This window comes from Gammaproteobacteria bacterium, from assembly GCA_036381015.1.
In the GTDB taxonomy this organism is placed as follows: domain Bacteria; phylum Pseudomonadota; class Gammaproteobacteria; order Steroidobacterales; family Rariloculaceae; genus ZC4RG20.
The window spans coordinates 115,763-139,962 of record DASVDR010000037.1; the positions used below are offsets into that span (position 1 = coordinate 115,763).

The 24,200-nt window shown below is 66.1% G+C and carries 21 protein-coding genes; 12 read left to right on the forward strand and 9 right to left on the reverse strand.

The genetic code is table 11. The features are described from left to right. The first annotated feature begins 324 nt into the window (after nt 1-324). The 3 genes from VF329_13280 to VF329_13290 all read left to right on the forward strand — a co-directional run bounded on the left by VF329_13280 (nt 325) and on the right by VF329_13290 (nt 2,206). Nucleotides 325-675 (forward strand): GntR family transcriptional regulator, encoded by a 351-nt coding sequence (locus VF329_13280; GenBank protein HEX7081980.1) that lies wholly within the window; start codon nt 325-327, stop codon nt 673-675. Between the two features lie 316 nt (nt 676-991). After that, the gene (locus VF329_13285) at nt 992-1,528 is read left to right on the forward strand and encodes a peroxiredoxin (protein HEX7081981.1); all 537 of its coding nucleotides are present in this window, start codon (nt 992-994) and stop codon (nt 1,526-1,528) included. 117 nt (nt 1,529-1,645) lie between these two features. After that, entirely contained in the window at nt 1,646-2,206 is a 561-nt protein-coding gene (locus VF329_13290) for a carboxymuconolactone decarboxylase family protein (protein HEX7081982.1), read from the forward strand. Here the strand turns inward: VF329_13290 and VF329_13295 are convergent. Beyond that, complete coding sequence (locus VF329_13295) at nt 2,094-3,152, reverse strand: DUF72 domain-containing protein (protein ID HEX7081983.1); 1,059 nt, start codon at nt 3,150-3,152, stop codon at nt 2,094-2,096. The two genes, VF329_13290 and VF329_13295, sit on opposite strands and share 113 nt — an antisense overlap. Before the next feature lie 336 nt (nt 3,153-3,488). Here VF329_13295 and VF329_13300 point away from each other — a divergent pair, with 336 nt between their 5' ends. The 5 genes from VF329_13300 (at nt 3,489) to VF329_13320 (ending at nt 9,025) form a co-directional block, all read left to right on the forward strand. Next, entirely contained in the window at nt 3,489-5,003 is a 1,515-nt protein-coding gene (locus VF329_13300; GenBank protein ID HEX7081984.1) for an NAD(P)H-dependent oxidoreductase, read from the forward strand. Between the two features lie 80 nt (nt 5,004-5,083). Next, complete coding sequence (locus VF329_13305; protein HEX7081985.1) at nt 5,084-5,653, forward strand: sigma-70 family RNA polymerase sigma factor; 570 nt, start codon at nt 5,084-5,086, stop codon at nt 5,651-5,653. Nucleotides 5,654-5,728: 75 nt separating this feature from the next. After that, the gene (locus VF329_13310; protein HEX7081986.1) at nt 5,729-6,193 is read left to right on the forward strand and encodes a hypothetical protein; all 465 of its coding nucleotides are present in this window, start codon (nt 5,729-5,731) and stop codon (nt 6,191-6,193) included. Continuing rightward, on the forward strand, nt 6,190-6,681 hold the full coding sequence (locus tag VF329_13315) for a hypothetical protein (protein ID HEX7081987.1): 492 nt from the start codon (nt 6,190-6,192) through the stop codon (nt 6,679-6,681). The genes VF329_13310 and VF329_13315 overlap by 4 nt, the downstream gene beginning before the upstream one ends. Before the next feature lie 4 nt (nt 6,682-6,685). Next, on the forward strand, nt 6,686-9,025 hold the full coding sequence (locus tag VF329_13320; protein HEX7081988.1) for a VIT domain-containing protein: 2,340 nt from the start codon (nt 6,686-6,688) through the stop codon (nt 9,023-9,025). 443 nt (nt 9,026-9,468) lie between these two features. On the opposite strand, the gene VF329_13325 is transcribed toward VF329_13320, so the two are convergent. The 4 genes from VF329_13325 to msrP form a co-directional block, all read right to left on the reverse strand. Beyond that, nucleotides 9,469-12,630 carry a TonB-dependent receptor gene (locus tag VF329_13325; protein ID HEX7081989.1) on the reverse strand — a complete coding sequence of 1,054 codons (3,162 nt, stop codon included), beginning with the start codon at nt 12,628-12,630 and terminating at the stop codon, nt 9,469-9,471. 435 nt (nt 12,631-13,065) lie between these two features. Beyond that, nucleotides 13,066-13,542: a hypothetical protein gene (locus VF329_13330; protein ID HEX7081990.1), complete on the reverse strand. Its 477-nt coding sequence runs from the start codon at nt 13,540-13,542 to the stop codon at nt 13,066-13,068. A 295-nt stretch (nt 13,543-13,837) separates the two neighbouring features. Continuing rightward, nucleotides 13,838-14,473: a protein-methionine-sulfoxide reductase heme-binding subunit MsrQ gene (locus tag VF329_13335; GenBank protein ID HEX7081991.1), complete on the reverse strand. Its 636-nt coding sequence runs from the start codon at nt 14,471-14,473 to the stop codon at nt 13,838-13,840. A gap of 54 nt (nt 14,474-14,527) precedes the next feature. Then, nucleotides 14,528-15,490, reverse strand: a complete 963-nt coding sequence (gene msrP / locus VF329_13340) for a protein-methionine-sulfoxide reductase catalytic subunit MsrP (GenBank protein HEX7081992.1) — start codon at nt 15,488-15,490, stop codon at nt 14,528-14,530. Between the two features lie 950 nt (nt 15,491-16,440). Here msrP and VF329_13345 point away from each other — a divergent pair. Together VF329_13345 and VF329_13350 are read left to right on the forward strand one after the other, a co-directional pair. Then, on the forward strand, nt 16,441-17,457 hold the full coding sequence (locus VF329_13345) for an AraC family transcriptional regulator (protein HEX7081993.1): 1,017 nt from the start codon (nt 16,441-16,443) through the stop codon (nt 17,455-17,457). A 157-nt stretch (nt 17,458-17,614) separates the two neighbouring features. Beyond that, nucleotides 17,615-18,343 carry a hypothetical protein gene (locus VF329_13350; GenBank protein HEX7081994.1) on the forward strand — a complete coding sequence of 243 codons (729 nt, stop codon included), beginning with the start codon at nt 17,615-17,617 and terminating at the stop codon, nt 18,341-18,343. On the opposite strand, the gene VF329_13355 is transcribed toward VF329_13350, so the two are convergent. From VF329_13355 to VF329_13370, 4 genes are all read right to left on the reverse strand, one after another. Then, entirely contained in the window at nt 18,319-18,738 is a 420-nt protein-coding gene (locus VF329_13355; GenBank protein ID HEX7081995.1) for a hypothetical protein, read from the reverse strand. The two genes, VF329_13350 and VF329_13355, sit on opposite strands and share 25 nt — an antisense overlap. Before the next feature lie 76 nt (nt 18,739-18,814). Beyond that, the gene (locus VF329_13360; GenBank protein ID HEX7081996.1) at nt 18,815-19,861 is read right to left on the reverse strand and encodes a DUF6152 family protein; all 1,047 of its coding nucleotides are present in this window, start codon (nt 19,859-19,861) and stop codon (nt 18,815-18,817) included. A 361-nt stretch (nt 19,862-20,222) separates the two neighbouring features. Beyond that, nucleotides 20,223-20,729 (reverse strand): hypothetical protein, encoded by a 507-nt coding sequence (locus tag VF329_13365; protein ID HEX7081997.1) that lies wholly within the window; start codon nt 20,727-20,729, stop codon nt 20,223-20,225. Continuing rightward, the gene (locus VF329_13370; GenBank protein HEX7081998.1) at nt 20,726-21,595 is read right to left on the reverse strand and encodes a DUF2239 family protein; all 870 of its coding nucleotides are present in this window, start codon (nt 21,593-21,595) and stop codon (nt 20,726-20,728) included. Before VF329_13370 ends, VF329_13365 begins: the two co-directional genes overlap by 4 nt. On the opposite strand from VF329_13370, the gene gcvH reads away from it, so the two are divergent. Both gcvH and gcvP read left to right on the forward strand, forming a co-directional pair. Then, nucleotides 21,576-21,956, forward strand: coding sequence for a glycine cleavage system protein GcvH (gene gcvH / locus VF329_13375; protein HEX7081999.1), 381 nt, complete (start codon nt 21,576-21,578; stop codon nt 21,954-21,956). The genes VF329_13370 and gcvH overlap by 20 nt on opposite strands. Nucleotides 21,957-22,081: 125 nt before the next feature. Then, a partial coding sequence (gcvP, locus tag VF329_13380) for an aminomethyl-transferring glycine dehydrogenase (GenBank protein ID HEX7082000.1) occupies nt 22,082-24,200 on the forward strand: 2,119 nt, incomplete at its 3' end.

A 24,200-nucleotide genomic window follows, 5' to 3' on the forward strand; every position in this document is an offset into this window, starting at 1 on the left:
CGGTCCCTCCGAGACCCGTTCCCCCGAGAAGGAGTCAGATCTTTTTTTTCCGGACGCGCGCGTCGCGCGCCACCCGGTCGAGCAAGCGGCTGCGGCAATCGATGCACGATCGATATAACGATCGCGATCAGGTCTTGTGGGTAGAGTTTGGCCGATCATAAGCCGGCGCTGTTCCAGGCAGCAACCTGGCGCGCGGCCTCGGTCCACCCACCGCCGTTCGTCCCTACGTCAGTGTGTTGCCTTGGCAACACAGTAATACCGCTCTACAATCCAAACAACTGCCCGTCCACCTGCCACTCGGGCAAACGTGACATCGAAGGCCATATGACCCAACACATACGCACCTGGGACGAGGACCGGCCGATCTATCGGCAACTCATGGAGGAGATCGTCGCGCGCATCATCGACCGCACTTACCGCGAGGGCGAGATGCTACCTTCGGTGCGCCAGCTCGCGAGCGATTTCGTCGTCAACCCGCTGACCGCGGCTCGGGCCTATCGCGAGCTCGAGGAGTTCACGGAGACCCGGCGCGGCATCGGCCTCGTCGTGAAGGAGGGCGTGCGGGACATCCTGCTGAAGCGCGAGCGCAAGCGTTTCCTTCGGGAGGAGTGGCCCGCCATTCGGGAACGGATCAAGGCGCTCGAGCTCGACCCGCACGAGCTGCTCCGGTCCTGACGCCGCGCCGCGAGCACGACCACGCGCTGCCGAGGCGCGTCGCCGCGATGTGCTTGCGCACGCAGCGCCCGCCCGCACTCGGCGCCGGGCTGCGGCCTGCCTGCGAGGCGCTGCCGCTCGAGGCGCGTCTTCGCCTGCGTTGCCCTAGGCCCGGCGCCGGCACGGCCCCGCCCAAGCGTTCGGGCTTAACATCCATAAAACAAATCAATGGAATAGAATTAATATATTGGATATATCATAAGGGGCGGCGTAGCATGCCCTCCAACATCTGGGATTTCAACCATCGAAGTTCCTTGAAATTGGAGGTTACGCCGTAATGCTGACAGTCGGTGACAAGTTTCCCCACTTCGCCCTGAAGGCCACCGTGTCCGAGAAGCTGGACGACGCCTTCGAGACGATCACCCCTGAGCGGTACGAAGGGAAATGGCTCGTGGTCTTCTTCTGGCCGAAGGACTTCACGTTCGTGTGTCCGACGGAGATCGCCGAATTCGGCCGCAAGAACGACGAGTTTGCGGAGCGGGACGCGCAAGTGCTCGGCGCTTCCGTAGACAGCGAGTTCGTGCACCTCGCGTGGCGCAAGGATCACGAGGATTTGAACGGGCTGCCCTTTCCGATGCTCTCCGACCTTCGCAAGGACCTTGCCTCGGCACTCGGCATTCTCGACGAGGAAGGCGTAGCGAAGCGCGCGACGTTCATCGTCGATCCGCACGGCGTCATTCGTTTCGTCTCCGTGACCGACATGAACGTCGGACGCAACGTGAACGAGGTGCTGCGCGTGCTGGATGCGCTGCAGACGGACGAGCTCTGCCCGTGCAACTGGCAGCGCGGCGAAGAGACGCTGAAGGTCGCCTGACGGTCCGGCGCGCGCCTGCAAGCGGAGCGGTTCGCCGCTCCGATCTTTTTCGATGAACCGCGGTCTCGGCCGTCCCGCGACGGCCGGGGCCCCGTTCAAAACCCGGAGCATGAACTCATGGACCTCACCCGCATCAAAGAGCTGATTCCCGAGCACGCGAAGGATCTGAAGCTGAATCTGTCGGCCGTGCTCACGCCGGAAGGCGCGCCCGGGCTTCGCCGCGATCAGATTCTCGCGACGGCGCTCGCGTCCGCGATCGCGGCCCGGCAGCCGACGTTGCTTCGGGAGATCGAGGCGCTCGTCGTCGGCGAGCTCGACGACGCTCAGGTCAAGGCGGCGCGCGCGGCGGCGTCGATCATGGGCATGAACAACGTCTACTATCGCTTCACGCATCTCGTCGGCAACGACGAGTACGGCAAGCTGCCGGCGAAGCTGCGCATGAACGTGATCGGCAACCCCGGCGTGGACAAGACGGACTTCGAGATCTACTCACTCGCCGTCTCGGCGATCAACGGCTGCGGCGTGTGCCTATCGTCGCACGAGCGCGCGGTGCGCCGGGCCGGGATCACGGCCGAGGGCGTGCAGAGCGCGGTGCGGATCGCGGCCGTGATGAACGGGATCGCCGTGGCTCTCGAGTCGACGGCGGAGCAGGCCGACCGCCCCCGCGCGGCGGCCTGACACGCTCGGCCTGCGGGCGGCTCGCGGATCTCTTCGAGCCGTTCGCGGGCTTCGCTTCCTTCCCGAGACGCTCGGCCGCGGCGGTGCCCACCTTCTGCGCAAGGCGCATCGCGTCGAACGGCGCGTGCACCTTCACGTCGTTGTCGAAATAGACGTAGACGTCGCGGCCGCTGCGCCTCGCCGGCAAGCGCTTCGCTACCGTTCGCGCGTGTTCGACCTCGGTGCCTTCCCGCCATGCGCGCACGCGCTCGGCCCACTGGTCGAGAGCGCCGTTCGAGTAGCCGCTCTCGTAGATCTTTTCGTCGCCGTGCAAGCGCACGTAGACGAAGTCGGCGGTGACGTCCTCCATCAACGGCCACTTGCCGGCCGTGTCGGCCACGACGAGCGCGATTCGATGACGGCGCAGCAGCTCGACGAATTCCGCTTGCACGTAGCTCGCGTGGCGGACCTCGACCGCATGCCGAATCTTGCGCTTCGGGTTCGTATGCACGCGGGCACGCCCGGCCACGCGCTCGTCGTGACGGCGGGCGAGCGCCTCGGCTTGCGCACCGTTGCGCGGCAGGAGATCGAAGAATGCGCCGAGCCTTTCGCGGTCGTACTGGAGCGTGGGCGGGAGTTGCCAGAGGATCGGGCCGAGCTTCTCCTCGAGCTCGAACACGCCCGACGCGAAGAAGTTGGCGAGCGCGACCTCGACGCCGCGCAGCTTCTTCATGTGCGTGATGTAGCGCGAGCCCTTGACCGCGAAGACGAAGTCGCGGGGGACTTCCCGATACCACTGCGCGTAGCTTTCCGGCCGCTGGAGCGAGTAGAAGCTGCCGTTGAGCTCGATGCTGTCGACGCGGCTCGCGGCGAAGGCGAGCTCCTGCCGCTGCGGCAGACCCTCCGGGTAGAACTTGCCGCGCCATCCGGCGTATCGCCAGCCCGAGATGCCGATCCGCGCCTTCATTGCCTTCCTTTGCCGCCTTGAGTCGGCTTTGCGGATGCCGATTCCGTCCGCCGCTTGCCCTTCGAGATGCACCCGGAGAACGAGCAAAGAGCGTGCCCGAGCGACGATCCTTGACCCGTATGCTCCGCCATACCTCGATCGCGCCCGGACACGCCACGGACGCAGCCTAGGCCCTTCGGCCTGCCTGACGGAAGCCGAATTTCCATGCGCTTCGGCCGATAACACGCGCGTCGGTAGTCGCCCGTGTTGCCCGATCGGCGTTTCGGATTTCTCATCGAACGACGGCGCAACGGAGAGCTTCGTTTGATCCCGCCCGAGTGCGCTTCCCGCGCGCACTTGAACATCCTCGTGATCGTCGGGCATCCCCGTCGCGAAAGCCTCTGTCATGCCCTCGCCGACCATTACATGCAGGGCGCCGCGGAGGCCGGAGCGACGCTCCGCCGGCTCGATCTTTGCGATCTCCGCTTCTCCCGCGACGTCGAGAGCCGCGCGATGAGCGCGCAGCGGACGGAGCCCGACATCGCCCGTGCGCGCCGGTTGCTGAGCTGGGCACATCACGTCGTGTTCGTCTATCCGACCTGGTGGGGCACGATGCCGTCGCTGCTGAAGGGGTTTCTCGACCGGGTCCTGCTGCCCGGCTTCGCGTTCCGCCATGCCGAGAACGCATCCGGGTACGAGGGCTTGCTCCGCGGCCGCAGCGCGCACCTGATGACGACGATGGATACGCCGCCGGCGATCTACCGCTTCATCTATCGCGCTCCCGGGCACAATGCGATGCGGCGCGCGACGCTGAACTTCTGCGGCATCGAGCCGGTGCGCATCACGCCGTTCGGCTCGGTGCTCGGCTCGAGCCCGATGCGCCGCCGCGAATGGCTCGACAGGGCGCGGCGCGAAGGGCGTGAGCTGCGCGGCGCCGTGCCGACGCGCGGCGAGCGATTCAGGGCAAAGGCTGCGTCGTGGCTCGCGGCGCTGCGGCTGCAGTTCTATCCGACGACATGGCTCGTCTACGCGCTCGGGGCGGTCGCGGCTGCCGGAGCCGAAGCGCTCGCCACAACCGCATTCTGGATCGGCTATCTCGCGCTCTTCTTCCTCGAGGCCGCGACCGTCTTCACGAACGAGCTGTACGATTACTCGGCCGATCGAAGCAACCGGCGCTACGGACCGTTCAACGGGGGCTCGCGCGTGATCATCGACGGGCGGCTCACGGCCGCCGAGATGCGCGCCGGCGCGATCGCCGCGTTCGCGCTGGCCGTGGTTGCGTCGCTCGCTCTCGTCGCCTTCCCGCCGGCGCCGCTCGTGTCGTTGCCGCTTCTCGCGGTGCTCGCCGTCGTCGCGATCGGCTACACGCTGCCGCCTCTGAAGCTCTGCTATCGCACGCTCGGCGAGCTCGACGTCGCCTTGACCCACGGTCCGGCGGTGCTCGTTTGCGGCTGGGTTTTCATGGGGGAGGAGTGGACCGACCCGCGGCCGTGGCTCATGGCGTTGCCGATCGCGCTTGCGACGCTGCCGTCGATCACGCTCTCGAACGTGCCCGACGGCGAAGCGGATGCGGGTGCCGGCAAGTGGACGATCGCCGCGCGCTTCGGGTCGCAGCGCGCCGTCGACACTGCTGTCGCGACGACGATCGCGGCCGCGCTCTGCGCGCTCGTCTGGCCGTTCCTCGACGCCGTGCCCGACATCTATGCGCTCGTGCCGTGGTTCGCGTTACCCCACGCCGCGTGGCTGTCGTGGCTGCTCCTTCGCGCGCACTCCGGAACGGAGGCGCCGCGCGGCACGATGCGACCGATGATCGCCTCGCTGACCTACGTGCTGTGGTTCATCGTGCCGCCGCTCGCGGCGCTGCTGATCTAGGAGCGGTTCAGTTTCCTTGCCCTCGCTCCGGGCGATGAGGTAGAAGCAAGCCCTCATTGCGCGGACGAAAGGCAACGACGATGAACCGCGCCCGCGACCGGCGCAGCGACGAGGAGCTCATCGAAGCTTGCAATCGCGGAGGCGCCGCGGAAGCGGCCCGGGCCTTCGAGACGCTCTATCGCCGCCATCGCGACTACGTGCTGCGCGTGGCGATGCGTTTCGCGCGAAACCGCGAGGTTGCGCTCGAGGCGCTCCAAGAGACGTTTGCTTACCTTCTCGAGAAATTTCCGCCGGTGGGTCCGGGCCTCGTGCTCACCGCGCGTCTGCAGACGCTGCTGTACCCCGTCGCGAAGAACTGCGCGATCAGCGCGCTGCGCAAGACGGGGCGCGATCGGGAGCTCGAAGGTGTGGAGCCGGACGATTTTCCCGCCGGCGACGCACCGTGCGACTCCGGCGCCGTCGAGGCGGCGCTGGCGCGGCTCGACGCCGACCGGCGCGAGCTGCTGACGCTGCGGTTCGTCGACGGACTTTCGCTCGCCGAGATCGCCGACGTGCTCGAGGTGCCTCTCGGGACCGTGAAATCGAGGCTGCATCTCGCGATCAAGCAGCTGCGGGAAGACCCGCGCATCAAGGACTTGTTCGATCGTTGACCCGTTCGCCCGTCCTTTTCGGCGGCCGGTGAACCTTTTTCGACCTTCGCGCGCTTAATGGCGTAGGAGCCGGAGATGGACTCGAAGAAACCTGGATCGGAAAACCGCGTGTACGACGAGCTGCCCGAGATCGTGCGTGCGGCGCTGCGCCGCGCGGACCGAACCGTATCGCACGTGAGTCCGGCGATCGACCGCGCCGTGATCGAGCGGGCGGAGCGCTATTTCGCGGCGCGCGGTCACGGCGATGCCGCGGAAGGCGCGGGCTCTCCCGCTTTCGGCCGCTCGTCGCTCGCGAAACACCGCTGGGCCGCAGGCCTCGCCGCCGCCGCAGCCGTCGCCGCGGTGTTGCTGGTGGTGCGGCCCGGCGATTGGCTCGAAACGTATGACTCCTACGACGTGGACCGCTCCGGGCGCGTGGACATCCTCGATGCGTTCGCGCTCGCGAGGATGCGCGCTGCAGGCGGCACGGTCAGCGAGGCGGAGATCGACGCGCTCGCAGCCCGGGTGGTCTCGCTCGATTCGCCGAGGAGCACGCGATGAGCCGCGATCGCATTTCGGGTTTCGCGGTCCGCGCGGCCGCCTGCGCGGCCGTGCTCGTGTTGCTCTCGACGACCGCGGGCAGTCAGGAAGCGCCGCGCGGCGCCGCCTTCGCGCCGCGCTTCGGCGTCGTCGACGTGTACGTCGAGAGCGACGAGCCGCTCGCGGCCTGGCAGTTCGAGCTCGAGGAGCGCGCGGGACGCATGCAGGTCGTCGGTATCGAAGGCGGCGAGGCGGCCGCGTACGAGGAGCCCCCTTACTACGACCGCGAAGCCGTGCAGGCGGGCCGCGCGGACCGCATCATCGTCGCGAGCTTCAGCACGCGCCCGCCGGCGGCGCTGCCGAGCGGCAGAACGCGCATCGCGACCGTGCACGTGCGGCTCACGGGCGCCGCGCCACCCGATTACGACCTGAATCTCGTTGCTGCGGGCGCGCCGGACGGAAGGCCGATCGACGCCGAGATCAGCCTCGAAACCCGAAACGGGAGATAAGAAGATGCACCGATATCGATCACGTCTTCGAGCCTTCGTCGCCGTGTCGGTGTGCGCGTTCGTCCTCGGGTGCGCGGGTTTGCTCACCCACGACGAGCAAACGCGTACGCTGCCGGCGCCGGCCGGGCAGAGCGGGCCGGCTTCGCCTGAAGCCTCGCCCATCGACGAGATCGCCGTCGTCAGGTCGCCCGCCGGCACGGCACGAGTGCGCCGCGCAGAGAATCGCGCCGCCGCGACGAGCGGTACCGCCGCGGTGAGCGCGCCCGTGGCGAGCAGCGCCGCCGTCATCAAGCCCGGCCGGCCGCTGTCGTTCGACGTGATTCATCCCGCGATCGCAAGCGGCTTGCCGAGGGCCTCGTTCCTGTTGCACGGGGCTTCGCGAGAGCTCCGGCCGAGGGCGCTTTCCGCGGCGGAGCCGACCGATGAAATCTGGTTCATCGCGACGCCCGGAGAGGAAACGTCGGCCGCGGCGCAAAGCGAGGACGACTCGCCCGGTACCGGCGCGTTGCTCGCGACGCTTCCGAGCCCGGCGCCCGATCGCGAGCCGACGACGATTCCGCTGCCGCTCGAGCACACCGAGGTGCACGCGGTCATCCAGGGCTATGTCGGCACGGTCGACGTCACGCAGCAGTTCACGAATCCTTACGACGAGAAGATCGAAGCGGTCTACGTGTTTCCGCTGCCGGAGAAGGCCGCCGTCCGCGAGTTCGTGATGACGATCGGCGACCGGAAGATCCGCGGGATCCTGCGCGAGAAGGAGGAAGCCGAGCGCCTCTACCTCGAAGCGCGGTCGCAAGGCTATCGGGCGAGCTTGCTGACGCAGCATCGGCCGAACGTCTTCGAGCAGAAGGTGGCGAACATCGAGCCGGGCAAGCGCATCGATGTGAACATCCGGTACTTCCACACGCTCGCGTATCACGACGGCTGGTACTCGTTCGTTTTCCCGACAGTCGTCGGGCCGCGCTACAACCCGCCGGGGTACGAGGATCCGGTCACCGCGCTGCCGCGCACCGATTACGCGGAGCCGGGGCAGGGGACGGCCGTCCGGTATCTGCGCCCGACCGAACGCTCGGCTCACGACATCGCGATCAGCGTCGAGCTCGACGCCGGCGTGCCGATCGAGGAGATCGACGCGAGCCATGACGTGAGCACGGATCGAAAAGGCGAGAACCGGGCCGTGGTCGAGCTCGCCGGCGAGGGGACGATTCCGAACCGGGATTTCGTGCTGAGCTTCAAGGTCGCGGGCGACAGGATCAAGTCGAATCTCCTGACCTACGTCGACCCGGAAACCAACGAAGGCTACTTCACGCTGATGGTCTACCCGCCGGCCGAGCTCGAGGCCATCGAGCGGCAGCCGGTGGAGATGGTGTTCGTGCTCGATACGTCCGGATCGATGAGCGGCCGGCCGCTCGAGCAGGCCAAGGAAGCGGTGCTGACGGCGCTCGACCGTTTGGGGCCGGACGATACCTTTCAGATCATCCGCTTCTCGAGCTCCGCCAGTCAGCTCGGGCCGAGCCCGGTTGCGGCGACCGAGGAGAACCTGCGCGCCGCGCGCCGCTACGTCGAGCAGCTCGAAGGCAACGGCGGCACCGAGATGCTCGCGGGCATCCGGGCGGCGCTCGCGTTTCCGCACGACGAGCGGCGGCTGCGCTTCGTCACGTTCCTCACCGACGGCTTCATCGGCAACGAGGTGCAGATCATCGGCGAGGTGCACCGGCTGATCGGCGCCTCGCGCATCTTCAGCTTCGGCGTCGGCAACGCCGTGAACCGCTTCCTGCTCGAGCGGATGGCGAGCGAAGGCCGCGGGGCGGTCGCTTATCTCGGGCTCGAGGACTCCGCCGAGGAGGTGATGCGCTTCTTCTTCGAGCGGATCAGTCATCCGGCGATGACCGATGTCTCGATCGACTGGGGCGAGATGCAGGTTGCGGACGTCTACCCGTCGCGGCTGCCCGATCTCTTCGTCGGCCGCCCCGTTTTCGTCACCGGCAAGTTCCGCGGGGAGCCGGGCGACGTGACCGTGCGGGGCCGCGCCGGCGATCGCACGCTTTCGTTCCCGCTCGAAGCGGGCACGAGCGACCCCGAGCAATCGTTCATCGCGAGCCTTTGGGCGCGGCTCCGGATCGCGGATCTTGCCGACCGGCAGACGTGGTCCGCGGATCCTCGCGGCGAGCTCGCACGCGCGATTCGCGATACCGCGCTCGAGTACGGGCTGATGTCGGCCTACACCGCCTTCGTCGCGGTCGACGCGTCCATGCCGACGGCCGGCGAGAGCGGCGTGACGGTGCATCAGGCGGTGCCGGTACCGGACGGCGTGCGCTACGAGACGACCGTCGTCGAGCGGTAAGCGAAGGGGAGGCCGGGCGCCGCAGGCGCGGGCGCGGCGCACGGCCCCAACGCGACGCTGTGGAGGCACGTCCGCCAAGCCTGTCTGCTTGCTGGATGCAACGCCTGAAACGCGCCTTTGCCATTCAGATCGAGACCTGTCAGCGCTGTCGCGGACGGCTCAAGGTTATCGCGAGGATTGAAAACACGGCGCAAGCAGTGCGGGGATGGTAATGCGATGCGCCAGCCGATCAATTGAAACGCCCCCCGTACTCACGCATCTCGAGCGCGAGGCCGAGGAGGGCGATCTCGTCCCCTTCGCCTCACGTGCCCCGCCTCAGCCGGCGCTGCTGCGAGCCGGCACCCGGTCACCCAGTTCCAAGGTCGCGAAGCTCGCGTGCCGCGGCTGCGCCGTGCAGGTCAAGCGCTGCGGGCAGATGACTGCCCGCAGCGGCCTGGCCGACTTCAGAGCGAAAAATTCACGGACAGGTTATAGCGGCGTCCAAAGATGTCGTACTGGTTGCTGACGGTTTGCCCGAAGCTGCTCGGAATGATCGGCGGGTGCTTATCGAAGACGTTCTGAATGAACAGGCTGACGTTCCAGGTCGCGCCGGAATCCATCTCTCCCCGGTAGCCGACGCGGCCGTTCCACCACGTGGAGGACGGCACCGTGTTGTCGTCGACGTCCACGCCTTCTACCCAGTTGCGGTTCAGCTTGCCGTCAGAGATGTAGCGGCCCTGCATCTGGAAGGACCAAGGACCCATGCCGTAGTTGAGGGTCAAGTTCGTGGTCAGCTCCGGCAGGTTGTAGGATCCCATCCGGTCGGTCACAACGCCGTCGGCGCTGGTGTCCTCGCGCGTAAGCAGCTTTCCTCCCAGCACGCGAATGCTGAGGTTTTCGGACTTGCTCGCGAAAAGATCGGGCTCCGTGCGGTAGACGACCTCGAAGTCGATACCTTCCACCTTGTCCTGCGCCAGATTGAAGAAGCGCCTGAAGACGCTGTTGATGGTGCCGGTCACCGGATCACGGATGATGTTGCCACACTGTTCCGTGTCCCCCGCGAAGCAGCGGTCGACCACGTCCTGCGCACCGATCTGTTCGATGGAGTCCGCAATGTCGACCGAATACCAGTCTCCGGAGAAAGACAGGCCGTCGGCCCATGCCCAGGTAGGCTGGAACACGAAGCCGGCCACCAAGGTATCGGCAATCTCGGGACGCAGGTTGGGATTGCCGGAAGCCACGACCGTGATGCCGAAGCGCTCCCCGTTCTTTTCCGGATCCTCCACGCCGCCGCCGCCGCCCTGCGCGTCGAAGCGCTCGGAGAACGAGGCCTCGCGCACGTCGCGAGACTTCGTCGCGCGAAAGCGCAGGCTCTCGACGATCTGCGCCTCGATCCCCAGCTTCCAGCTCTCGGAACGGCCGCTGAGGTTGTAGTCCGAGCTGCGGTAGGCGATGGAGCCGCCGATACGCTGGTTGCCCGAAGGGGATGCCCAAAAAGGCGCCTGAAACTCGGTGAACCATTCCCAAACGTTGTATTCACCGCTGATCAACGGAACGGTAGAGAATTGGTGCAGGTTGGGGCTACCGCCCGTGTAGCCGGGGGGGATGCCGCGAATGCCCAGCTTCGGTACGTTCAGTGGGGGGCCGAGGGCATCGATCTCCTCGGGTCCGGCGCCGTCCGAGAAACTCGACTCGCGCCATGTCAGGCCCGCCGCCATTGATACGGGACCGTAGCCCCAGCCCTTATGCACGTCGCCGGTGGCAAGGATCTCCAGGAAATCCTGTTCGACGATGCCGGTCGAGTATTTCGGAGTGCCTACGTACTCGATCGCCTCCGGGTTGATGTTGCCGAAGCCCATGACGTTGTAAGGCACGCACTCGCTCACTGTGTTGTCGAGGCCGATGGGCGAAGCCAGCGGTTCCCCCTTGATGCCTTGCGCTTCCTCCTCGGCGGTGGGCACGGTGCGGGAATTGATCAGCCCGGAAGCCAGGCCGGCGTCGTGCAATTGCTCCACCGTCGGGTTGTACACCTGCACCCGGCAAAGGATGTCGCCCGTGCCGCGGTCAGCATCGGCAACCAGGTCGGGAATTCCGTCGCCGTCGAGGTCTCTGCGATCCTTATAGACTTCGACGGCGTCCATCCCGAGGAACATACGGTCGACTCTCATCATGTTGTCGACGCTGGACAGACGCTCGGTTTCGCCGTCGGAATAGCTGCCCGACAGATCCCAATTGTCGGTGAGGGCGTAGTCGAAGCCCACGGTATAGGTCCGCGTGGTGAACACGTTGTGGTCGCGCTGGTCGATGCCCATGTCGGGCTCGTCCAGGAAGGCGCCGCTACGCTGCAAGTTGAACTCATCCAGGCCGTTCGCCCTCAGGACATCGCGCACCTCCTGCGGCAGGAAGGCGTTGTCCACCGAGATGCGAGGCGCCCAGATAGCGGTCATGTTGATGCCGCTGATGTCGGCACGCCGAGGTGTTCGATTGGACTCCGAACGGCCGTCGACGACCTGGGCGTACATCGATAGCCTGTCGGTAAAGTCGTACTTGGCGGCAAGGAACAGGGCGCGGCCGACTACCTCGGCGCCGCTGATCGGGCTGGGATTGGCCTTCAGCGCCAATTCCGCCTCCGGACCGCCAGAGGTGGTCTGCGTGGTGCCGGGGCCGCTTTTCGACGTCAGGTCGCCGTCGACGAAGGGCACGAGCTCCGTTCCTTCCCGGTTGAAGTGCATTCCGTCGAGCTCGGTGCCCGTATCGGAAATCATGCCGTACGGATGTTCGTCCGTCGGCGCGATCCAGGGCATCGTCAGGCGCTGCGGTACGCCCGGCGGCGCGCCGGGGAACCATTCCGGGTTAGTGACATGGCCCCAGCGCCGAAACCAATCCTGGTCGAGCTCCTCCGGATCGCGGTCGATCTGATCGATGTGCCTGTCCTCGATGGAGCCGATGATATTCAGGCGCTCGCCGATCTGAAAACCGCCGGCGATACTGGCCTGCCAGCGGCGGCCTTCGCCGAATTCGTCTACGCCGGTGCTCGTGTTGATCTTCAGACCCTGGAAGTTGCGGTCGATGATGAAGTTCGTTACTCCGCCCAAAGCGTCGGCGCCATAGGCCGCGGAAGCCCCGCCGGTGACCACGTCGACCGTGCGCACCAGGGCGGTCGGAAAGGTGTCGACATTCACGGAGCCGCGTTTGTCGGCGGGCGCCATTCGAGCGCCGTCGAGCAACACGAGGGTACGGTTGGTGCCGAGACTGCGCATGTTCAAAAAGCTCGCGCCGGCATCGCCGGACAGTGCCAAACCGCCGCGCTGCGCGGTCTGGGTCGCGAAGAATTGCGGCAGCGCATCCAGCTGCTCGGCGATCGTGCCGCCGGGGTCATAGCTCTGCAGCTCCTCGGGCGTGAGGACCGTCACCGGCGTTGGCGCCGCCATGCCGTTGGTCTGCCGGATACGCGAACCGGTGACGACGACCTCCTCGACAGCCGAGTCTTCGGGCGCTTGAGCCTGAGCGAACGCCCCGACCAGGGCAGAAACGGCGGCCGCGACGGTGGACAGAACGAAAGGTGCGTTCGCGCGAGTGCGCCGGCCGAGACGGCTCGCCTCGGCACGTGACGAATGCTGATACATCACGACCTCCCCCTGCTTTATGTGATGTAGGTCTTATCTATCGACTTCGGCTTCTCGACTCCTGCTCAAGCATTTGTCGCACATGCAACATGATCGGTAGATCGACAAATAAGCACCTGGTTCAACCGATGTCAAGAACAAATGCACGACTGCTTTCGGGGATTGGATTACGGAGATCTTGAATTTCTCTCGGACATAAGACGTTAAAGTCTTGCCATACAAGGACTATCGTGGGAATCTGCCCGGCGTCTGGGGCCGCTGACACGTCGAGATTCAGGTAGGTCGCAGACGACGATCGACCGTTTGGCCGCGTGGCTGCGCCGCGCTTGCAAGCGGCCGGGCGATGTGTGTTCGTATACTCACGCTCCGGCCAAAGGAGCACGTGTGGCCGGCAGTCAGGAGTAACCTTTAAGCTGTGCCTCTATGAAGTCTCCATTAGTCTCTTGGAATTTGTCGCGCTCCGAGTTGTTGTAATAGTTCAAAAATTCGGTTCCAAGAGGTACCGGCTATCACTGAGATGGCGCAGACAGTAAACGGATTTAGCGCCTCCGCTGCCATGGGGGCATCAAGTTTCAGGATACCGGCCCTGATCACGATATATGCGACCGTGCCGGCTGATATCCCGATTACGATCGGCAAGCCAAACCACCAAACGCGGTGCGTGTATAGCTCCTTTCGGGTTGTCAACGAAATAAAGAGAAGCATCAATGTAGCGTTCGCACCAATTCCTCCACTGAGTGCCGCCAGAATTAGCAGCGTCCTTCCCGTATCCAAAAGGGCGTGCTCGACAGCGATACGACCGGTGGGCCACAAGAGGACGAGGAGCGCTATCTGGACAAGCTGAAGTATTGCCAGCCCGATGCCGATCAATGTGGCTTTCAAGGTGGTTGTTTCTTCATTCGAGCGAGTCATGACGTCGATCCCCCTTTGCGGGGCACTGCATGTCCCCTAACGGCTAGGAGAATATTTGTCGGCGGCCGAATTGACCGGGTTCTTGCCAAGCCCCGTGGGGATAATCGTCTATTGAGCCAAGCCGCTTCGCCAGTCCTTGGCGATAACGGTCGCATTCTTATACTGAGAATTATATTGGATCGCGGGCAACGATGCGACGGTCCGTGCGACAGAATATTCTTGGAGAGGAAATGAGAGACATGTGTCACAGCGCACCGCGACAAGAAGGCGCGCAGGGGGGCGCGGGGAAAAGAGATCAGGCCGACGTTGCAGGCGCTCGCGCGCGCTTGGTGGCCGGCTGAGGCTTGCGCAACCAGTTCGGCAGGCGCACGGCAAGCAGCGCCAGCAGGATCGCCGCGTACAGGAGCGGCTCGCGGACATCGGACTTCACGAGCCAGTAGTAATGGATGACGCCGCCGGCCGCGCTGAAGTACACGAGCCGGTGCAGCTTCTGCCACCGCCGATAGCCGAGCCGCCGGACCCAGCCGGCGGTCGACGTGATCGCGAGCGGCACCATCGCAAGAAACGCGGCCATGCCGACGGTGATGTACTTGCGCTCGATGACGTCCTCGACCATCGCGGGCAGGTCGAGCTGCAGATCGAGCAGCAGCCAGATCGACAGGTGCAGACAGCTATAGAAGAAGGCATAGAGACCGAGCATGCGCCGAAAACGCGTGAGCGCAGGCTTCTTGAACAGCATGCGCAGCGGCGTGACCGAGAGCGTGATCAGCAGGAACCGAATGGTCCAGTCCCCGGTGAAGTGGGTCATGTACTCGATCGGGTTCGCGGTGAGGTCGCGAACGATGATCCTCGAGACGAGCCACATGAACGGCACGAGCCCGAGCACGAAGACGACCGGCTTCGCCCATTTGCTCGTCAGGACTCGGATCATGTGTCAGGCTTAGGCCGCTCTTCGCTCGTGGAATTCCGCGCGCGACGCGGCCGCTCAGTAGTACTTGTTGATCAGATCCATGCCGCGATAGAGATCCGCAACCTGCTCGCCGTAACCGTTGAAGATCTCGGTGTCGATGCGCGTGCCGAAACCGAGGAGCCCGCCGCCGAGACGCTGCTCCTGCTTCTGGCTCCAGCGCGGATGATCGCGATTCGGATTCACGTTGGAATAGAAGCCATACTCTCTCGGAGCATAAAGGTTCCACGTCGCCGGCGGCTCCTTCTCGGTGAAGGTGACCTTGACGATCGACTTGATGCTCTTGAACCCATACTTCCACGGCACGACGAGCCGCACGGGGGCGCCGTCTTGGTTCGGCAGGCTCTCGCCGTACATACCGAAGGTCAGCAAGGTGAGCGGGTGCATGGCCTCGTCCATGCGGAGCCCCTCGACGTACGGGAACGGAATGCCTGCCTGACGCGGCGACAGCATCTCCTTCCGGTCATAGTAAGTCTCGAAGGCGACGTACTTGGCCTTGCTCGTCGGCTCGACCTGCTTCAGCAGGTGGCTCAGCGAGAAGCCGATCCACGGCACGACGACGGACCAGGCCTCTACGCAGCGCATGCGGTAAATGCGCTCCTCGAGCGGCGCGATCCTCATGACGTCGTCGAGCGAGAGGGTCTTCGGCTTCATGACCTCGCCGCCGATCGCGATGGTCCAATTCGGATCCGGCGTCCAGAGCGGCGCGTTTCGAGACGGATCTTCCTTGCCCGTGCCGAACTCGTAATAGTTGTTGTAGGTAGTGACGAGCTCCTCGGGCGTGATCGCGTCGGAGTGGAGCTGGTGGTATTCGCCCGTCGTCTTGACGTTCTCGAGCTTCATCGTCGCGCGCGCAGAGCCGGGCAGCGCCGTCGCGCCGATCAAGCCCGCGCTCGCGCCAACGAACTTTCGGCGGTTCATGTAGACGTCCTTGGGGGTGACGTGGCACTCACGAAGATCTGAAGGCTTACGAATCAACATCGGTCTGTCTCCCTCCGTCGCGGGTGACGGCCGGATCTCGCCGCCCCGGAGTGCTTAACCTTGGCGAAAAAAGCCCGCATAGTCCAGTCCGCTTCCTGTTTCTTTGGCTTCCGAGGCATGCAACTTGCAGTCTCGGCAGCACTTCGAAGAGCGCGCGCGCCCGGGTCTCTGCAGCAGCCAGAGCCCGCCGCTCGGCGCTCGACCTCATGGATAGGACCGTGCGCGCCTACGAACGTTTCATGGACGAAATCGCGCTCAGGGGGGCCTGGTCGTCCGTGAGGTGCCGCTCGCCCAGGCGCCGTTCCGGCGGGCGGTCGGCGCCGTCGCGGGCGGTGCTGGCCGTCGCGGTGCTACGCTCGTTCTCCACGAGAGCCAGGGTACCGGCAACGAGCATTGCTGGTGGCAGTGGGTTACGAAGCAATCACCATGATCAGATCGATCAGCATCCTTTGCTGCGCCCTCATGATGAGCGGGATCGCCCTGGCGCAGCGTGACTATGGGTTCGAGTTCAGATCGATTCCGGCCTGGCCGGCAGACAGCGAAACACAGGGTGACAACTATCTATTCCTCGACGCGGATGCGGGGCAGATGGTCCTCGCCTATCCAGAAGGGCTCGGCCGCCCTGGCTTCGAGGCGAGCAACGCAAGACGGATCGTCGAGCGTTTCGACCTCAACAATCAAGTACGGGCTTCCATTTCAGTCGAGGTTGGACGAAGCGGGGAGTACTTCCTGTACAGCTATCGCATTCGGAACGAACCGCAAGCCCGCCAGGCAATCGAGAGTGTACGGATTCCAACGCTGAAGTTTAGCGACGACGAAGCGATCTTTGCGCCGCCGGGTTGGGCCGGTGCGGCTTCTCGGGCGCGAGCGCGTCCGCAAGGCCCGCCGCCTGCCGCTGCCCGATTACAATGCCTATTCGCGTCTCGGCTTTTGCGGAAGGAGTCGCACCGATGTCGCCGACGGAACAGGGCTCGAGGTCGTTTCGCTTCTCGACGTCGGTCGCTCGGCCGGCCGATCCGGTGTCGTCGTGGAACGACCTGTTCGGCCGCCCGCTGTCGCGCCGCCTGGTCGCACCGACCCCGTCCAGCGCGACGCCGCCGCGGATGGAGATGACGGCGCACGTGCTCGGCGGCGACGCCGGAGGCCGTGAGACCGGCCACGTGATGCGAATGGCGGTGTCGGCGGGCGGCATCGCGCGGCGCACCACGGAGCTGCTCGCGGACGGCAACGACGACGTCATCCTGCACATTCAGATCGCCGGCCGCCGCGTCGTCTCGCAATGCGGCCGAGAGGCTACGGTGAATCCCGGCGGCGCGGTGGTCACGACGAATGCGGAGGAGAGCACGATCGTGTTACCCGGGGCTGCGCGCTTTGCGTGTATCGCCGTGCCGAGGGCCTTGATGACGGCGAGAGTTTCGCGTGTCGACGATCTCCTGGTGCGGCCTTTACCGCCCGCGGGCGTGCTCCGACTGCTCACGCAGTATCTCGGCCTGCTCGACGACGAGGAGGCGTTCCGTGCACCGGGACTGCGCTCCGCCGTCGCCACGCATATCTACGACCTCTGCGCGCTCGCCGTGGGCGCGGCGCGGGACGCCGCCGAGATCGCGGCGGGACGCGGCCTGCGCGCGGCCCGGCTGCACGCGTTGAAGCAGGACATCGCCGAAAACCTCGCGCACGGCGACGTCTCGCCCGCCGCGCTCGCCCGGCGTCACGGCATCACGCCGCGGTACGTGCACAAGCTCTTCGAGAGCGAAGGCACGACGTTGTCGAAGTACAAGCTCGGGCTCCGCCTCGCGCGCGTGCACGAGATGCTGACGAGCGGCGCGCACGACGAGCTGACGATTGCGGCCATCGCGTACCGAGCCGGCTTCGGGGATCTCTCGACGTTCAATCGCGAGTTCCGCCGCTGCTTCGGCGCGACGCCGTCCGAGCTCCGCTCGGCGGCCCGCGGCAAAGACCGGACTTGAGCGAAACCGCCGATCGCGCCCGCGTGGTCGGCGTTCCCTTCGTCCCGATACGGCGTTCCTTGCCGCCCAAGCGCGCGTCTCGCTGTCGCCCTAGTTTCGGTTTGCGTCGCGAGCGCGGCGTGAAGCCGCACGGATCGAACGACGGAGGGATCACGATATGCGAGCTCGATTCGAAGCATCACTCGTTGCGGCGGTCGTCGCCTCGACCTGCTGCGCGCAGCCCCACGACGATTCGCGGCACGCGCCGGCCGTGCCGCGCGAAGCCGCGCGGGCACCGTGCACGCCCGAGCAGCGCGAAGCAGCGCTCGAAGCGATTCAGGCGCGCGTGCTCGAAGCCGCGCCGGTGCGGCTCGAATCGCTGAGCGAAGCCGTCGAGCCCGGCGGTCCGCTCGATGGCTGGCGTCTGGCGCACGGACACGTCGTGCTCGCGGGCGCAGGCGCGGTGCCGCTCGACAACCTCGAGGCCGCTCCGCCGCTGCCGCCGCTGCTGCTCTATGCGCCGTCGCCCGCGTCGACGCCGGACGATTGGCTCGACTTCGACGGCGACGACGGGCCCTACACGCTGGTCGGCTGGGCGTTCTTCGCGCCGTACGGGCCCGAGCCGCCCCGGATGCTCGAATGCATCGAGCCCGACGAGTGGTTCGTCCACGAGGCCGGCTGGCACACTCGCGACGGCGGCATGCGGCTCACGCCGGACACGCCGTTCGAACAACCTTCTCCGCCGGCCGATGTCGACGTCCTGTTCTGGCATCCGCGCGTCTGGGACATCCACTTCTGGATCGAGGAGGACGGGCCGCCGGCCGTCTCGTTCGACAACCCGAACGCGCGGCCGGGCGGCCTCGAGCTGCCTGAAGGCGCGTTCTACCGCATCGGCGACGGCTCGTGAGGCGCGAAGAGAAGGTGCGAGCACAGCGCCAAGTCGAACGCAGCATCGGAGAAAGGAAGCGTGGGCAACTCGGCCTCGATGTAGCGACCAATGCGCTTGCCCTGGCCGTAGTCGTGCAGAAAGCCCTCAATCGCCGCCATGCGAACGCGCCCGAGCTCTTCGATGGAGCGGATAGAGTCCCACACGAACTCGTCGGCGTTCCGCCGTGTCGGGTCGAGGACTTCGTCGTAGGTGATCGCGATCCGTTCTCGAATCCGCTCGGCATCCCAACGATAGACTGGGTTACAAGAGATCACGGTGGCACCGCGACGCGTCGCTTCGGCGTTGAAGCTCGCTGGCCCGTCGCCGCAGCCGAGGATTCGCCGAGAGAGATCGTCGCCGTCGAGTGCAAACATCCGGCAATACTCGTCGAACGACCTGCCCCAGGGAACCACTTGCTCCAACGTGACATACCGGGCTCGATGGGTCCCTCTACTCGTCGCCTTGGCCGGCCGTCAAATGGCGGCGCGCGGTCGCCGGATCGCACGTGTAGTCCTGCAGCACGTAGTCGGCGAGCAGATCGTACGTGTGTTTGATCGTCACCGGCTCGCGCAGATATTCGGGATCGGTCATCGTGAACTCGAGCGTCAGCGTCTTGCCGTCGTTGCCGAGCCGATAGCGCTCGACGGTCGTTTTCTCGGGGCTCGAATCGACGCCGCGTCCGTTGCCCCATTTCACCTCGGAGAACTTCGCCGTCTCGATGACGAACACGCCGTTCTCGAAGCGGCCGATCGAGTAGCCGAGCGGCGTCGGCGCGGCGTCCGCCGGCGGCGCCGTCATGCCGAGATGCACGATGCGCTCCAGGTTGTCGACCTCGTAGCGCAGCACGACGCGGTCGTCGCCCTCGCGGATAACCTGGAACGGATAGGGGTAGCCTAGGATCTCGGGCATCGTAACCGGCCCGCACCGCCACGCGGGGTTGTCGTCGGGGTCGAATGCGTCGACCTGGGCCTGGCCCTTGGCATTGACGGGCAGCGTGTTCACGAGCTCGGTGTCGGGCGTGTTGCGGCCGAGCACGTCACCTTCGAAACGAATTCGCCACACGCCCGAGAAATCCTTCGATCCCTGGCTCGCGAGCTTCGGCCCTCTGACTTGCGGCCCGCCCCACGCGACGATCTCGCGCCCGTCCTTCTCGAACGTGTTCGCGTAGATGAACCGGCGATTCGGGTCGCGGTCCGGATTGCCGCGCGCGACGACCTCGTCGCCGACCTCGAGTGTGCTCGGGGTCCAGCCGAAGCGCTTGAGCACGGGCGTCGAGTTGAGCTCGAACGTCCACTTCTCCTTGGTGCCGTCCGGATTGGTGCTCTCGACGACCGCATACGCATGAGGATTCCGCCAGCTGAATTCCGTGACGACGCCGCGGACCTCGATTGTACTGTCGAGATCGAAGTTCGAGCGGGAATGGTGGGCGAGCGCGTTCGACCCGGCCGCGGCGAGTGCGGCGGCCGAGAGCGCGGCGGCGAATCGGCTGGCGTTCATCGAGTCCTCCTCGGTCCCGGAGCTGCGTGGGCCGATTGTACTCCGCGCGAATCCTCTGGGTGGCGGACACGAAGACGGATGCCGTCGTGAACCCCATCGGACTCGAAGGCGAGTTGTCCGCCGATCCGACGCCCGATCTCGTGGCGGTCGCGCCGAACGGCAGCCACGCGTTCATGTCGCTGCGGAGACCCAATCCGCTCACGGCGGATCCGCACGTGGGCACCGGCAGGACGCCCGGAGTGAGCGTGCTGAAGGTGCTCGAGAGCGGCCGCGACGCCGCATTCGAGGCGGTGGCGCCCGTATCGAACATTGACGCGTCCGGCATCGAGCACGGCCGGTTTCACGAAGGCGCTAGCTCGGGTCAACCCTGGCCCGCCTCGTCGGGCTGCGGGCACTCCTCCAAGAAGCGGTCCAACTCGCCCGCCTTGTCCATAGCGACGAATCGATCGACGGCCGTCCCGATGCGGGCATTCACGGCCCTTGTCGCGGCGGCTTCCCCGGTGTTCCGTGCCTGCATGTAGGCCCGCACGGCGGCACGCTGGTAGTCGTCAGCCTGCTCTTGAATCATGTTCCGCATTGATGGAGTTCGGCTCGGATCCGATTCGCGGCTCTTGATGTTCGCCTGATAGCCGGCGGCGCAGTCGGCGAACGCTTCCCAGCTGGGCTTCGTGCTCGATTCGGACTGCCGGTTGGCCGCGCCTCGGCCGCCCGAATCTGCGGCGTCTTGACCGGCCGCCGTGCCCGCGAAGGCAACAACCATCGCGAGCCAGGGTAGGGCTCGAAGGACCTTGAGAGCCGCCAGGCAGCGAACATTGGGCTGTATCACCAAACGATCCCTCCTCGACAGAACGATGTGCTTGGGCATCATCGCAAGTTACAACTCGAAGCTTCTCTTGATCGCGCAGAGCGCGGATTGTTGAAGGCCGGTCGTGCGAGCTCTCGCGCGTGAGCACGGATATCTTTCGGCCAGCGTGCGATTTGTTTGACAAATAGTTGCGCGTCCCCGGCAAACAACGCGCGCGTGGCCTCTTCAAAGCCGGGAAGATCGCCCGCCATGGCGGACATGAACCGGTAAGCGGATTCGCGCGCCGCACGCACCTGATTACTGTGATCATTGCCGCGCCGCGCTGCTTCTACCAGCTTGCGGAGGGCCACGGAGGCACCGCCGGGCTGGCTCGCGAGCCATTCCCAGTGGCGCGGCAACAGGGTTACCTCCCGCGCCACGACACCCAGCCTGGGCCGGCCACGTTTTTTCGCTGGGGGTTGGGCTTCGGCTTCTTCTCGCTTGGCGGGTGCCAGTCTCTGGAGCGCCTCTTCTGCAGTGCCGCGCAGATCGAGGTCGATTACTCGGCTGTCCGTAAGGTCGAATACGAGAAGATTGGCTACCTCCTGCGGGGAGAGCCGTTCCTTTATATATGCGACCACTTCTCGCAAAGGGCCGTCGGCGATGCGGCGCTCCCCGAGAAAGGCAACACACTCGGTATCCAAGGCTGCATGCACGGCATCAACTCTGTTCCAACTGCCGACTTCCTGTTTATACCCGGGTAAAATACAGCAGTCAATTTCATCCGGGCATAAAAAAAGAGCGCGGGCGGGGTTTTGCGCCGCAGTGCGGCCTGCCGCATCCGAGCGCGCCCGCCGGCTTTTCTTCCGTGCGCGGCGCGCTATCGTGTAGCCGTCCGCCGATGTAAACGCCCACGCGACAGGAGCCTCAATGAGCACGACGAAGTACACCGCCGATCACGAATGGGTCCGACTCGAGGACGACGGCACGGTCACGATCGGCATCACTCCTTTCGCGCAGGAGCAGCTCGGCGACATCGTGTTCGTGCAGCTGCCGGAGGTGGGTCAGCGGTTCGACAAGGGCGAAGAGGCCGTGGTCATCGAATCCGTCAAGGCGGCGGCGGATATCAAGATGCCCGTAGCCGGCGAGATCGTCGGCGTCAACCAGGCGCTGGCCGATGCTCCGGAGACCGTCAACCGCGATCCCATGGGCGCGGGCTGGTTCTTGAAGGTGAAGCCCGAAAGCATCGGTGAGCTCGAGGGCCTGCTCGACGAGGCAGCCTACGAGAAGCTCGCCCCGCAGCCGCAGTAGGGAACGACGTGGACGGCGGTACGAAAGAGCCCCGCGCCGCGCTCGAGCTTGCCGAGGGCGCCGGGGGTCCGGAGTCCCTCCCGACATTCGAGGCGCTCGCGCCTCCTCCGTTCGCCGATCGGCACATCGGACCGAGCGACGCGCAGATCCGCGCGATGCTCGGCACGCTCGGTTTCGACCGCCTCGACGCGCTCGTCGAGGCGGCGCTGCCGCCCGACATCAGGGCGCGCGCGCCGCTCGAGCTGCCCGCGGGCGTCGGCGAGGCCGAGGTGCTCGCCGAGCTTCGCGAGATCGCGGCCGCCAATCGCGTCTTCAAGTCGTTCATCGGCCTCGGCTACTACGGCACCCACCTGCCGCCCGTCATTCAGCGCAACGTGCTCGAGAACCCCGCCTGGTACACGGCCTACACGCCTTACCAGCCGGAGATCTCGCAGGGACGCCTCGAAGCGCTCTTCGTGTTCCAAACGATGGTCAGCGATCTCACCGGCCTGCCCGTTGCGAACGCGTCGCTGCTCGATGAGGCGACGGCCGCCGCGGAGGCCATGACGCTGTGCCGGCGTGTCAGCAAGAGCGAGAGCTCCCGTTTCTTCGTCGCGCGCGACGCGCTGCCGCAAACGATCGAGGTGCTGCGGACGCGCGCTCGGCCGCTCGGCTACGAGCTCGTGATCGGCGATCCCGCGCGCGACCTCGACGGCCTCGACTGCTTCGGCGCGCTCCTTCAGTACCCGGGGGCGAACGGCGACGTGCACGATCACCGGGACGCGATTCGGCGCGTCCGGGAGCGGGGCGCGCTGGCCGTCGTCGCGGCCGATCTGCTTGCGATGACCTTGCTCACGCCGCCCGGCGAGCTCGGCGCCGACGTCGCCGTCGGCTCGACGCAGCGGTTCGGCGTGCCGCTCGGCTTCGGCGGCCCGCATGCGGCCTACATGTCGACGCGCGCGGAATTCACGCGCCAGCTTCCCGGGCGTCTCGTCGGGCAATCGATCGACGCGCGCGGCGAGCCCGCCTACCGGCTCGCGATCCAAACCCGCGAGCAGCACATCCGGCGCGAGAAGGCGACGAGCAACATCTGCACCGCGCAGGTGCTGCTCGCGGTGATCGCGGCCTTCTACGCCTGCTATCACGGGCCCCGTGGATTGCGGAGGATCGCCGCGCGCGTGCACCGGCTCACGGCGGCGCTCGCCGCCGGCCTCCGAGAGATGGGGTTCGCCGTCGACAACGCGACGGCCTTCGATACGCTGACGGTGGCCGTGAGCGGCCGCGCCGAGCGCGTGCACGCGGCGGCGCGCGAGCGGCGCATGAACCTGCGCGCGATCGACGCGGATCGCGTCGGAGTTTCGCTCGACGAGACCGCGTCGCCCGCCGACGTCGAGACCTTGTGGCAAATCTTCGCCGCGGCCGGCGGCGCTTCGAACGACGGCACGCCGCCCCGCGTTCCGGTCTTCGCGGACGTCGAGCCGCGCGCGCCGGGGCTGCTGCCGGCGGCGCTTTCGCGCCGCTCGGCCTATCTCACGCATCCGGTCTTCAATCGCTACGACTCCGAGACCGAGATGCTGCGGTACATACGCCGCCTCTCCGACAAGGATCTCGCGCTCGACCGCACGATGATCCCGCTCGGCTCGTGCACGATGAAGCTCAACGCGGCCGCCGAGATGCTGCCGATCAGCTGGCCGGGCTTCAACGCGATCCACCCGTTCGCGCCGCCGGAGCAGACCGAAGGCTACCGCCGCCTCATCGGCGAGCTCGAGCGCATGCTCTGCGCGTGCACGGGCTACGCGGCCGTGTCGCTGCAGCCGAACGCCGGATCGCAAGGCGAGTACGCCGCGCTCCTCGCCATTCGCGCCTATCACGCGAGCCGCGGCGAGGGGCAGCGCGACGTCTGCCTGATCCCGAGCTCCGCGCACGGCACGAACCCGGCGAGCGCGCAGCTCGCGGGCCTCAAAGTCGTCGTCGTCGCCTGCGATTCGGACGGCAACGTCGACGCCGCGGATCTGCGCGCGAAGGCGGCGCAGCACGCGTCGCGACTCGCCGCGTTCATGCTGACGTATCCGTCGACGCACGGCGTGTTCGAGAGCGCCGTGCGCGAGCTCTGCGCCATCGTGCACGAGGCGGGCGGCCAGGTCTTCATCGACGGCGCGAACCTGAACGCCATGGTCGGGCTCGCGAAGCTCGCCGAGATCGGCGGCGACGCCTCGCACTTGAATCTGCACAAGACGTTCTGCATTCCGCACGGCGGCGGCGGAC